Below are 11198 nucleotides of genomic sequence, written 5' to 3'. Positions count from 1 at the left end.
TCGCGCAGCGCACGCCGCCCACGCCGGGGCAGGAGGAGAAGGCGCCGCTGGTGATCCCGATCGCCGTGGGCCTGCTGTCCCCGAACGGGGACGAGGTGGCGCCGACCCGGGTTCTGGAACTGACCGAAGCGCGGCAGAGCTTCACCTTCGAGGGGCTCGCGTCGAAGCCCGTCCCCTCCATCCTGCGCGGCTTCTCGGCGCCCGTGGTGCTGGAGCGCGCGGCGGACCGGGACGAGCGCGCGTTTCTCATGGCGCACGACACCGACCCCTTCAACAAGTGGGAGGCGGGCCGCGCGCTCGCCCGCGAGAGCCTGATCGCCACGATTCGCACGGGCGCCGCGCCGCACGCCGCCTGGCTCGAGGGCGTCGCCGCGATCCTGCGCGACGAGAGCTTCGAGCCGGCCTTCCGTGCGCAGATGCTCGCGCTGCCCACGCAATCCGAACTCGCGCAGGCCCTCGCCGACCGGGGCGAGACGCCGGACCCGGACGCGATCTGGGGCGCGGTCGAGGGGCTGAAGGAGGCGCTTGCGCTTCACCTCGCCGACCTCGCGCCGCAACTCTACGAGGCGATGCGCGTGACCGGGCCTTACGCGCCCGACGCGGAACAGTCCGGCAAGCGCGCGCTGGGCAACGCGATGCTGGGGCTGATCTCGCGCCGCGACGACGGCGCGCTGGCCGCGCGGCAATACGCCGGGGCCGACAACATGACGCTGACGCTCACGGCGCTCGCCTGCCTCCTGCGCGCGGGAAAGGGCGCGGCCGAACTGGCCGCCTTCCACGAACGCTGGCAGGACGACCGCCTCGTGATGGACAAGTGGTTCGCCCTCCAGGTGAGCGAGGCGCCGCCCGAGCGCGCCGTGGAGACCGCGCGCCGGCTGACCGGGCACCCGGCCTTCGACATGAAGAACCCGAACCGCTTCCGCGCGGTGCTGGGCGCGCTCGCGGGGCATCACGCGGGCTTTCACCGGGCCGACGGGGCGGGCTATGCCCTGCTGGCCGACTGGCTGATCCGGCTCGATCCCGTCAACCCGCAGACCGCGGCGCGGATGATGACGGCCTTCCAGACCTGGCGCCGCTACGACGCGGGCCGGCAGGCGCACGCCCGGGCCGCGCTGGAGCGTATCGCGGCGACGCCGGGGCTCTCGCGCGACGCGGGCGAGATGGTCGGGCGGATGCTTGCCTGAGCCTGCGCCCTTCCGCTTCGCGCGCACGGGCCGCACGCGGCGCACGGCGCTCGTGCTCGTGGCGGTCTGGGCCGTGATCGTGGCGTTGGTCGTCCTTCTCGACGCCGCGCTCTGGGTCGTGGCGATACCGGCGCTCTTCACCCTGCCGGCGGTCTGGGATCTCGTGTCCGACCGCCGGGCCGGCCTCGCGCTGGAGGACGACCGCATCCGCTGGCACGCGGGCCGCGCGGAGGGCGAGGTCGTCTTCGGCCAGATCGACCGCGTGCGCTTCGACACGCGGCTCGATCTGTCGGTCAAGGTGACGCTGGTGCTCCACTCGGGCCGCAGGATCCGCCTGCCGCAGGAAAGCCTCCCGCCATGGCGGACGCTGGATTCGGCGCTGGCAGAACGCGGCCTGCGCACCGAGCGGCATCATTTCGCGCTCTTCTAGAACTGGGCGTCTTGTCGCCCGCGGGAACCGGACCGCACCCTCGGGGGTTTCAGCTTCTGTCGATCCGTGCAATTTTCGGGTCGCCGTCATACGATCGTCGCAGGGCAGATGTTGAAGGGCGCCATGAAGGACAGGATCGACCCGCTGATCGCTGAACGCGCGCCCTGGCTTTTCTCGGAAAGGCCCGGAGTGGCCCCCGCGCGCACCGTGCTGAACGCGATACTCGGCTACGACCGCACCGTGGCCCTTGGCGAGACGCTGGAGCACCTGCCGCCCGAGTGCATCATGCAGGAGATGGCGCGCCGCCTCGCGCAGGACATGGAGGCCACGGGCCTCGACAACATCCCGCGGCAGGGCGCGGCGCTGGTGGTGGCCAACCACCCGACGGGAATCGCCGACGGCATCATGCTGCACGCCGCCCTCGCGGAGCTGCGGCCGGATCTCTACTTCTTCGCCAACCACGACATCCTGCGTGTCATGCCGCAGATGGAGCGCATGATCGCGCCGGTGGAATGGCGGAGGGAAAAGCGCACCCACGGCAAGACGCGCGAGACGATGGCCTACACGCGACAGGCCGTGGACGAGGGGCGCCTCGGCGTGATCTTCCCCTCGGGCCGCCTCGCCAAGCGCCGCGGGCTCAGCCTGCACGAGCGCGAGTGGATGCCCTCGGCGGCGATGATCGCGCGCAAGTTCGACCTGCCGGTGATCCCGGTGAACATCCGGGCGCGCAATTCCGCGCTCTTCTATCTCTTCGACCTGCTGCACCCGACGCTGCGCGACATCACGCTCTTCCACGAGACGCTGAACAAGCACCGCCAGCCCTACCGGATCACCGTGGGCGAGGCGATCTCGCCGCGCTCGCTTCCGGCCCGCTCGGAGGAGGGCATCACGCTCCTGCGCCGGGCGACGCTCGCGCTCGGCGGCCATCGCGCGCCGGCGGTCTCGCTCGTGGACAACACGCGCCGCCCATCCTGGAGCCGGCAGACGAGTTCCAACTGAGCGGACACGCATAGCGCGAGTTTTTTTCCCGCCGTCGCCCGATTTATGCCCGATTGCGCCACGACAAGGGGGCATGGCGCAACGGGGAAAGGGTGGCGCGACATGAGCGCCCTCGGCATGATCTTCAGGCGGGTTCTCGGCGTGGTCGGCGCGCCGGCGGAGACCGCCCCGCAGGGCCCGCCGGTCCGGGACGCGGCACCGCTTCGCGTCGGTGCGACACGGGCCGCGCGGCGGCGCGCCACCGCGGGCGCCGCGACCTTGCCGGTGCGCGACGTGACCCGCGACGAGCACGACGCCAAGAGCTACGGGGGACAGGGCCTTTTCCTCGCGCGGCAGGACCGCTGGGACGAACTCGACGCGCTGATCCGCGAGACGGACAAGGCCCGCGCCGCGACGCCCGGCGGCACGCTCGTCGCCGAGCTTCTGGCGCGGGGCGCGGTCACCGACGCACTGGAGCCCGGCCCGGACGGCGCCACCGCGCCCGGCCTTGCATGGCTGCACGAGATCCGTGCCGAGGCGCCGGAGCAGGCCGGCCGTGCGCTCGCCGTCGCCTGGGCCGAGATCGCCACCGCCGAGGCGGCCCGCGGCGACGCGGCGCCCGCCGCTCTGCCGGTGGCGCAGCGCATGGACTACCATGCGCATCTCGCGCAGGCCGCCCATGTGCTGGAGGACTTCGATCCCATCGCGCTGGACAGCCCTGCACTTGCCGCCGTGCACTGCACGCTGGCACCGGTCTGGCAGGCCGACGCGACCCATCTCGCGGATCTCTACGAGGACCTGATCGACCTCGATCCGGCCAATCCGAGCCACATGCGCGCCCTCGGCCGCGCGCTGCGCCCGCGCGGCCTCGGCCCGTTCGGGGACCTCGACCGCGCGGCCCGCGCCACCGCCGAGCGCACCGCCGACATCTGGGGGGCGGGCGGCTACACATGGTGCTGGCGCGACGCGCTTCTCGCCGATCCGCGCGGCTTCGAACGGGTGGAGATCGTGCGCTTCGTGCAGGGGATCGACGACATTCTCCTGCGCCACGAGGACCAGCACCTGCTCAATCAGCTCGCCGCCTTCTGCGCCCTCGCGCCCGATCGCCGGGGGCGCGGCGCCGCGGAGGACAGCGCGATCGCCGGCCGTCGCGCGCAGGTGCGAGACGCCGGCTACCGGATCCTGCGCGAACACATGACGGAGATTCACCCCGTCGTCTGGGCGGAGACGGCCGGCCACAGGGGCGACCGGATGTCGGCGATGGAAACCGGCGAGCGCCTGGCGCGCGCCGCGCTCGACGAGGCGGCCGGGCTGTTGCGGGCAGGCTGACGCGCAGGATTGCGCCCGCCGGCCGCTTTGGCTACCCCATGCGCGTCGCAGTCCCCGGGGAGCGTCTCATGCTCGATCTCGCCTTCGAACCGCCCAAGCCCAAGGTCATCGCCGGCGCGCGCCACGACTGGGAGCTGGTCATCGGAATGGAGGTGCACGCGCAGGTCGCCTCGCAGGCCAAGCTTTTCTCCGGTGCCTCGACCGAGTTCGGGGCCGAGCCCAACTCCAACGTCGCCTTCGTCGATGCGGCGATGCCGGGGATGCTGCCGGTGATCAACGAATACTGCATCGCGCAGGCGGTGCGCACGGGTCTGGGCCTGAAGGCCGAGATCAACCTGGCGAGCGCCTTCGACCGCAAGAACTACTTCTACCCGGACCTGCCGCAGGGCTACCAGATCAGCCAGCTCTACCACCCGCTCGTCGGCGAGGGCGAGGTGCTCGTGGACATGGCGCCCGGCATCGCGCGCCGCGTCCGGATCGAGCGCATCCACGTCGAGCAGGACGCCGGCAAGTCGATCCACGACATGGATCCCTCGATGTCCTTCGTGGACCTCAACCGCACGGGCGTCGCACTGATGGAGATCGTCTCGCGCCCCGACATCCGCGGGCCCGAGGAGGCGGCGGCCTACCTTACCAAGCTGCGGCAGATCATGCGCTACCTCGGCACCTGCGAGGGCAACATGCAGTCGGGCAATCTGCGCGCGGACGTGAACGTCTCGGTCTGCCGCCCCGGCGCCTACGAGAAGTTCATCGAAACGGGCGATCCGGCCCACCTCGGCACGCGGTGCGAGATCAAGAACATGAACTCGATGCGCTTCATCCAGCAGGCCATCGACCACGAGGCCCGCCGCCAGATCGCCATTCTCGAGGAAGGCGGCAGCATCGAGCAGGAGACGCGCCTCTACGACCCCGACCGGGGCGAGACGCGCTCGATGCGCTCCAAGGAGGAGGCGCACGACTACCGCTATTTCCCCGATCCCGACCTTCTGCCGCTGGAACTCGAACAGGGCTGGGTCGACGACATCGCGGCCAGCCTGCCGGAGCTTCCGGACGCCAAGAAGGCGCGCTTCGTGGCCGACTACGGCCTGACCGAATACGACGCGGGCGTGCTGACCGCCGAGGTCGCCGCCGCCGACTACTTCGAGCAGGTGGCCCGCGGCCGCGACGGCAAGCAGGCCGCGAACTGGGTCATCAACGAGCTCTTCGGCCGGCTCAAGAAGGACGAGCGCGACATCACCGAAAGCCCCGTCTCCCCCGCGCAGCTCGGGGCCGTGATCGACCTGATCGCGAAGGGCGACATCTCCGGCAAGATCGCCAAGGATCTTTTCGAGATCGTCTACACGGAGGGCGGCGACCCGGCCGAAATCGTCGCGGCGCGCGGCATGAAACAGGTCACCGACACCGGCGCCATCGAGGCCGAGGTGGACAAGGTCATCGCCGCCAACCCCGCGCAGGTCGAGAAGGCGCGGGACAACCCGAAGCTCGCCGGCTGGTTCGTCGGCCAGGTGATGAAGGCCACCGGCGGCAAGGCCAACCCGAAGGCGGTCAACGAGATCGTGGCGGCGAAGCTGGGGCTCTGAGGCGCGATGCGCCCGCTGCGTGACGCGATCCTCGTTCGCGACGCGCGGTGAAGCTCTTCTCGGGCTTTCTGAACGCGGTTGGGCTGGGCCTCATCGCCTTCGCCCTGATCCGCCCGCTGGTCGAGCGGGGCGCGGCGCTCGGCTGGCTCACGCTGTGGTGGCGCGTCGCCGGACTGGCGCTGCACGTCGCGGCGCACTAAGTTATGGTCATGCTCAGGAAGGAGCCCCGCGCATGACGCTCTTCGAATTCGCGGTTCCGCTCGCGGCCCTGACGGTCGCAGGGGTGGGCATCCTGCTCCTGCGTGCGGAGGCACGGCGCATCGACGCCCGTCGTCGTCCGCCGGCGGAGTGACGCCGCGCCGCAAGCTGGCCTTCGCGCGCCCGCCCTGCTAGCGTATGCGCCGCCAACGGCTGGAGGGCGCGATGTCCGCTTACGAATACAAGGTGGTGCCTGCGCCCGCGCGCGCGGAGAAAGTGAAGGGCGTCCGCGCGCCGGAGGCCCGCTTCGCCCTCTCGGTCGAGAAGCTGATGAACGCGCATTCCGCCGAGGGCTGGGAGTACCTGCGCGCCGAGACCCTGCCCTCGGAGGAGCGCAAGGGCCTCGGCGGCCGGGTCACCCAGTGGCGCACGATGCTGATCTTCCGCCGCGCGCGCAGCGGCGCGACGGAGGACGGGCCGCCGCTGCAGGCCGTGACCGGCGAGGCGCCCGGGCGCGCGGACCCGGGCGACGCGATGCCCCTGCCCGGCGTGCTGCGCGCCGACCGCGAGCACGAGGAGCGCGGCGTCGCCGACAAGCCGGCGGGCCGGCGCCTCTGGGCGGTGCGGCGGGACGGGGGCGAGCGCTGAGCGCTCAGGCGTCGATGTCGAGCGCGAGCGCGTGAATGCGCCCCACAAGGTCCGGCCCGAGCGCGGCGTGCACCGCCCGGTGACGGGCGAGGCGCGACTGTCCGGCGAAGGCGGGCGCGCGGATGCTCACCCGGAAATGGCTCTCGCCGCCTTCCTGGTAGCCCGCGTGACCGCGGTGGCGCTCGCTCTCGTCGACCACATCGAGCTGAGAGGGCGCGAAGGCCGTCTCCAGCGCATGACGTATCTCTTCGGTGCGTGACATTTTTACCCTCTGCAACCCCTTCAAATTCACTCCCTGAAGTCTAAACTTCCGCCTCCGAGTCGAAAAGGTGAGACGATGCGCAAACCCGACCCTTTCGGATTCGACATCTCCGTGTCCTCCGCAAAGAAGAAGAAACCTCGCGGACGGCGGGCCATGTCCGGTGCGTCGGAAACCTCGACGCGGCGCTGCGACCACGAGGGCTGCGAGGCGGCGGGGCTCTACCGCGCGCCCAAGGCCCCCGACGTGCTCGACGATTTCTACTGGTTCTGCAAGGATCACGTGCGCGAGTACAACACCAAGTGGAACTTCTTCGAGGGCACCACCGAGGCCGAGCTCAACGCGCAGATGTCGAAGGACAAGGTCTGGGACCGGCAGACGCGCGACTTCCGGGATCCGGAGGCGCGGGCATGGGCGCGGCTCGGCATCGAGGACCCGCATCAGGTGCTGGGCGACAACGCCACGCGCAACCCGGGCCGCGAGAACGGCGCGCCCGTCGGACGGCGCCTGCCACCCACCGAGCGGCGCGCGCTCGAGATTCTCGACGGGCGCGACGACTGGTCGAAGGCGGATATCCGCAAGAGCTACAAGGCGCTCATCAAGGTGCTGCACCCGGACATGAACGGCGGCGACCGCAGCCAGGAAGAGCAGCTGCAGCTCGTGATGTGGGCCTGGGACCAGCTGAAGGACAGCCGGCACTTCAAGTGACCGCCGGCAGCGGTGCGGGGGAAAAACCTTGAAAGGTTTTTCGCCCCGGCTGCCGGCGTTGCGCGGCGGGCCGCTGCGCGACCCTGATCCCGCGCGCCCCGTGCTTGGGTCCTGCACCGGGGGCGCTCAGGCGTCCTCGAAGACGAGCGAGACGCCGTTGATGCAGTGGCGCTTGCCCGTGGGCGGCGGGCCGTCGTCGAAGATGTGGCCGAGGTGGCTGCCGCAGCGGGCGCAGTGCACCTCCGTCCGCGGCACGATCAGCTTCCAGTCGCGCTTCGTGGCGACGGCCTCCTCCGAGATCGGCTTGTAGAAGCTCGGCCAGCCGGTGCCGCTGTCGAACTTGTGCTCGGAGGAATAAAGCGGCTGCTCGCAGCCGCGGCAGCGATAGACGCCCTCGGCCTTCAGGTCGTGCAGCGGCGAGGAAAAGGCCGGTTCGGTGCCCTCCCGGCGCATCACCCGGTACTCGAGATCCGAGAGCCGGGCCTTCCACTCCTCTTTCGTGCGCGTCACCTCGAATGTCTCCTCTGCCGTGGCGACGTGCGCGCCGACCCCGAGACCGGCGAGCGCGCCACCGACAAACCCTCTGCGATGCATGGCGTGTCTCCTTTCCCCGGGCAAGTGGGGCGGTGCCGCCGCCGGATCAACGCCGCGCCGTACAGGATCGCGTGAGCGCCGGCCGCGACCGTGCTAGGCTGCGCCCGGGCGACGGAGATGCAGATGGACGACTATCCTTACGACCTCGGGCGGCACGGGCGCCGCGTGAGCACCGCGTCGGAGGCGGCGCAGCGCTGGTTCGACCGCGGGCTGGCCTGGACCTACGGCTTCAACCACGAGGAGGCGGTGGCCTGCTACGAGCGCGCCGCGGCGGCCGACCCGGGGTGCGCGATGGCGCACTGGGGCCGGGCCTATGCGCTCGGGCCGAACTACAACATGCCCTGGCGCGTGATGGATGAAACCGGCAAGGCGCGCGCCCTCGCCGCGGCCCACGACGCGCTGCAGGCCGCGCGCGCCGCCGGGGACGGGGCGGCGCCGGCCGAGGCCGCGCTGATCGACGCCCTCGCCGCGCGCTATCCGCAGCGCGATCCCCTGCCCGATCAGTCGGACTGGGACCGCGCCTATGCCGACGCGATGCGCAGGGTGCATGCGGCCTTCCCGGACGACCTCGACATCGCGGCGCTCTTCGCGGAGGCGCTGATGGATTGCACGCCCTGGCAGATGTGGGACCTCGCGACCGGGCGGCCCGCCGACGGCGCGGCGACCGAAGAGGCGATGGCGGTTCTCGAGCAGGCGCTGTCGCGGCCGGGCGGCATGACCCATCCGGGCCTTCTGCACATGTGGATCCACCTGATGGAGATGTCGCCGCACCCCGAGCGCGCGCTGCGCGAGGCCGACGCGTTGCGCGGCCTCGTTCCGGACGCGGGCCACCTCGTGCACATGCCGACGCATGTCGACGTGCTCTGCGGGCAGTATCACGACGCCGTGCACTGGAACGAGCGAGCGGTGGCCGCGGATCTGAGGTACCTCGCCCGCGCGGGCGCGATGAACGTCTATTCGGGATACCGCCTGCACGATTATCACTTCGTGATCTACGGCGCGCTCTTTCTCGGCCGCATCGCGCCGGCGCTGGAGGCGGTGCGCGGCATGGAGGCGACCGTCCCGGAGGAGCTGCTGCGCCTCGACTCGCCGCCGATGGCGGATTTCTTCGAGAGCTATCTGGCGATGGAGCCGCATGTCCTGATCCGCTTCGGACGCTGGGAGGCCTGCCTGCAGCTGCCCGCGAAGGACGACACCGCGCTCTTCTGCACGCACGAGGCGACGCGCCTCTATGCCCGCGGCGTCGCGCTGGCCGCGCTCGGGCGGCCCGAGGAGGCGGAAGCCGAGGAAGTGCGGTTTCTCGCGGCGCTCGGCCGGATCCCCGACACGCGGCTTCTGCACAACAACCGGGTCGTGGACCTGATGGAGATCGCGAAGGCGATGCTGCGTGGCGAGATCCTCTACCGTCAGGGCGCGCACGACGCGGCCTTCGGCGCGCTTCGCCAGGCGGTCGCGGCGGAGGACGCGCTTCCCTACGACGAGCCCTGGGGCTGGATGCAGCCCTCGCGCCACGCGCTCGGGGCGCTGCTTCTGGAACAGGGCCGGCACACCGAGGCAGAGGCCGTCTATCGCGCCGATCTGGGCCTCGGCGGCGATCTGCCACGCGCGCAGGTGCATCCCGGAAACGTCTGGTCGCTGCGCGGGCTACACGACTGCCTGCGCGCCCGCGCCGCGCCGGGCGACGAGATCGCGCCGATCGCGCAGGCCCTCGCCATCGCCGAGGCGCGCGCCGACCGGGCGGTCGCGGCCTCCTGCTTCTGCGCGCGGTCGGCCATGCGCGCGGCCTGACGCGTCCGAACCCGCTTGCACGTGCCGGCGCGCGGCGGCATGGCCGGCCGGTGGACTTCGGGCGTGACGCCGTTACGCTCCGTTCCGACAAGGAGGACTGCATGGCCGACGACGACCTGATCCGCTTCGGCTGGGAGGAATGGGTGGCCCTGCCCGATCTCGGCCTGCCGGCGCTCAGGGCCAAGGTGGACACCGGCGCACGGACCTCCGCGCTGCATGCCTGGGACATCGAGACCTTCGGCCCCGCCTCCAAGCCGCGGGTGCGCTTCACGGTGCATCCGATCCCCGGCCGCGACGACGTGGTGATCCCTTGTTCGGCGGTGATCCTCGACCGGCGGACCGTCACCTCCTCCAACGGCGAGAGCGAAAGCCGTTACGTCATCGCCTCCACGCTGCGGGTCGCCGACCACAGCTGGCGGATCGAGCTCACGCTGACCAACCGCGCCACGATGCAGAGCCGGATGCTGCTCGGCCGCGAGGCGCTCAAGGATCACATCACGATCATCGCCACCGACCGCTTCTGCCAGCCCGAGCTCAGCTACGACGTCTACCACAGCCCCAAGATGCGCAGCGTCGCGCCCAACCGCGCGCTGCGCATCGCCGTGCTCTCGCGCGAGGACAACTACTCCACCCGCCGCCTGCGCGAGGAGGGCGAGGGGCGCGGCCACACGGTCGAGGTGATCGACACGACGCGCTGCTACATGGCGATCAACGCGCTCTCGCCGGAGGTGCACTACGACGGCAAGCGCCTGCCGCGCTACGACGCGGTGATCCCGCGCATCGGCGCCTCGGTCACGCCCTACGGCACCGCCGTCGTGCGCCAGTTCGAGACCATCGGCACCTTCTGCATCAACGGCTCCGAGGGGATCGCGGCGAGCCGCGACAAGCTCTTCGCGCATCAGCTCATGGCGCGCCACCGCATCGGCATGCCCAACACCGCCTTCGCCTCCAGCCCCAAGGACACCGACAGCCTGATCAAGCTCGTGGGCACCGCGCCGCTGATCGTGAAACTGCTGGAATCGACGCAAGGCAAGGGCGTCGTGATGGCCGAGACCAAGAAGGCCGCGCAGTCGGTGATCGACGCCTTCCGCGGCCTCAAGGCCAACTTCCTCGTGCAGGATTTCGTCAAGGAAGCGGCCGGAGAGGACGTGCGCTGCCTCGTGGTGGGCAACAAGGTTGTCGCGGCCATGAAGCGCACCGGTGCGGACGGCGATTTCCGTTCCAACCTCCACCGGGGCGGCTCGGCCGTGCGCGTGCGCATCACCCGCACCGAGCGCGAGACCGCGGTGCGCGCGGCGCGCGCCTTCAACCTCAATCTCGCCGGCGTCGACCTCCTGCGCTCCGAGAGCGGGCCCAAGGTGCTGGAGGTGAACTCCTCCCCCGGGCTCGAGGGGATCGAAACCGTCAGCCGAAAGAACGTCGCCGGCCTCCTCTACGACGAGATCGAGCGCCGCGTGCGCCCGACGCCGGTGCGCAGACGGCGCAGCACGGGCACGCGCAGC

Annotated in this window: 12 protein-coding genes; 10 read left to right on the top strand and 2 right to left on the bottom strand. The window is 71.1% G+C overall.

Features of this window, described 5'->3' with window-relative positions; translation table 11 throughout:
* The 7 genes from ACESL7_RS07810 to ACESL7_RS07780 form a co-directional block, all read left to right on the top strand.
* Window positions 1-1184: DUF3458 domain-containing protein (locus ACESL7_RS07810; RefSeq protein WP_372892753.1), on the top strand; the 1184-nt coding region annotated here is incomplete at its 5' end.
* Window positions 1177-1614, top strand: coding sequence for a hypothetical protein (locus tag ACESL7_RS07805; RefSeq protein ID WP_372892752.1), 438 nt, complete (start codon window positions 1177-1179; stop codon window positions 1612-1614). The genes ACESL7_RS07810 and ACESL7_RS07805, both read left to right, overlap by 8 nt.
* 123 nt (window positions 1615-1737) lie before the next feature.
* Window positions 1738-2613 carry a lysophospholipid acyltransferase family protein gene (locus ACESL7_RS07800; RefSeq protein WP_372892751.1) on the top strand — a complete coding sequence of 292 codons (876 nt, stop codon included), beginning with the start codon at window positions 1738-1740 and terminating at the stop codon, window positions 2611-2613.
* A gap of 102 nt (window positions 2614-2715) precedes the next feature.
* A complete protein-coding gene (locus ACESL7_RS07795) occupies window positions 2716-3921 on the top strand; it encodes a hypothetical protein (RefSeq protein ID WP_372892750.1) in 1206 nt (401 codons plus the stop codon).
* A gap of 68 nt (window positions 3922-3989) precedes the next feature.
* Entirely contained in the window at window positions 3990-5501 is a 1512-nt protein-coding gene (gene gatB, locus ACESL7_RS07790; protein ID WP_372892749.1) for an Asp-tRNA(Asn)/Glu-tRNA(Gln) amidotransferase subunit GatB, read from the top strand.
* 47 nt (window positions 5502-5548) lie between these two features.
* A complete protein-coding gene (locus ACESL7_RS07785) occupies window positions 5549-5701 on the top strand; it encodes a hypothetical protein (protein ID WP_372892748.1) in 153 nt (50 codons plus the stop codon).
* Between the two features lie 223 nt (window positions 5702-5924).
* A complete protein-coding gene (locus ACESL7_RS07780; RefSeq protein ID WP_372892747.1) occupies window positions 5925-6347 on the top strand; it encodes a DUF4177 domain-containing protein in 423 nt (140 codons plus the stop codon).
* Between the two features lie 4 nt (window positions 6348-6351).
* On the opposite strand, the gene ACESL7_RS07775 is transcribed toward ACESL7_RS07780, so the two are convergent.
* The gene (locus tag ACESL7_RS07775; protein ID WP_372892746.1) at window positions 6352-6609 is read right to left on the bottom strand and encodes a BolA family protein; all 258 of its coding nucleotides are present in this window, start codon (window positions 6607-6609) and stop codon (window positions 6352-6354) included.
* Window positions 6610-6684: 75 nt separating this feature from the next.
* Here ACESL7_RS07775 and ACESL7_RS07770 point away from each other — a divergent pair, with 75 nt between their 5' ends.
* The gene (locus tag ACESL7_RS07770) at window positions 6685-7314 is read left to right on the top strand and encodes a J domain-containing protein (protein WP_372892745.1); all 630 of its coding nucleotides are present in this window, start codon (window positions 6685-6687) and stop codon (window positions 7312-7314) included.
* A 126-nt stretch (window positions 7315-7440) separates the two neighbouring features.
* Here the strand turns inward: ACESL7_RS07770 and msrB are convergent, their stop codons facing one another.
* Window positions 7441-7908: a peptide-methionine (R)-S-oxide reductase MsrB gene (gene msrB, locus ACESL7_RS07765; protein WP_372892744.1), complete on the bottom strand. Its 468-nt coding sequence runs from the start codon at window positions 7906-7908 to the stop codon at window positions 7441-7443.
* A 123-nt stretch (window positions 7909-8031) separates the two neighbouring features.
* Between msrB and ACESL7_RS07760 the strand changes: the two genes are divergently transcribed.
* A complete protein-coding gene (locus ACESL7_RS07760) occupies window positions 8032-9696 on the top strand; it encodes a tetratricopeptide repeat protein (protein ID WP_372892743.1) in 1665 nt (554 codons plus the stop codon).
* 101 nt (window positions 9697-9797) lie between these two features.
* On the top strand, window positions 9798-11198 hold a 1401-nt coding region (rimK, locus tag ACESL7_RS07755), incomplete at its 3' end, for a 30S ribosomal protein S6--L-glutamate ligase (RefSeq protein ID WP_372892742.1).

The sequence above is a fragment of the Rhodosalinus sp. genome (assembly GCF_041685465.1).
Lineage (GTDB): Bacteria > Pseudomonadota > Alphaproteobacteria > Rhodobacterales > Rhodobacteraceae > Rhodosalinus.
The sequence above is the reverse complement of the archived record's forward strand: the minus strand, read 5'-3'. Positions and strand labels throughout refer to the sequence as shown.

What these genes read in the sequence shown, in the direction of transcription:
- ACESL7_RS07795 (WP_372892750.1), top strand. Translation starts at nt 2,716, where the DNA reads ATGAGCGCCCTCGGCATGATCTTCAGGCGGGTTCTCGGCGTGGTCGGC.
- msrB (WP_372892744.1), bottom strand. Translation starts at nt 7,908, where the DNA reads ATGCATCGCAGAGGGTTTGTCGGTGGCGCGCTCGCCGGTCTCGGGGTC.
- ACESL7_RS07770 (WP_372892745.1), top strand. Translation starts at nt 6,685, where the DNA reads ATGCGCAAACCCGACCCTTTCGGATTCGACATCTCCGTGTCCTCCGCA.
- ACESL7_RS07800 (WP_372892751.1), top strand. Translation starts at nt 1,738, where the DNA reads ATGAAGGACAGGATCGACCCGCTGATCGCTGAACGCGCGCCCTGGCTT.
- ACESL7_RS07760 (WP_372892743.1), top strand. Translation starts at nt 8,032, where the DNA reads ATGGACGACTATCCTTACGACCTCGGGCGGCACGGGCGCCGCGTGAGC.
- gatB (WP_372892749.1), top strand. Translation starts at nt 3,990, where the DNA reads ATGCTCGATCTCGCCTTCGAACCGCCCAAGCCCAAGGTCATCGCCGGC.
- ACESL7_RS07780 (WP_372892747.1), top strand. Translation starts at nt 5,925, where the DNA reads ATGTCCGCTTACGAATACAAGGTGGTGCCTGCGCCCGCGCGCGCGGAG.
- ACESL7_RS07775 (WP_372892746.1), bottom strand. Translation starts at nt 6,609, where the DNA reads ATGTCACGCACCGAAGAGATACGTCATGCGCTGGAGACGGCCTTCGCG.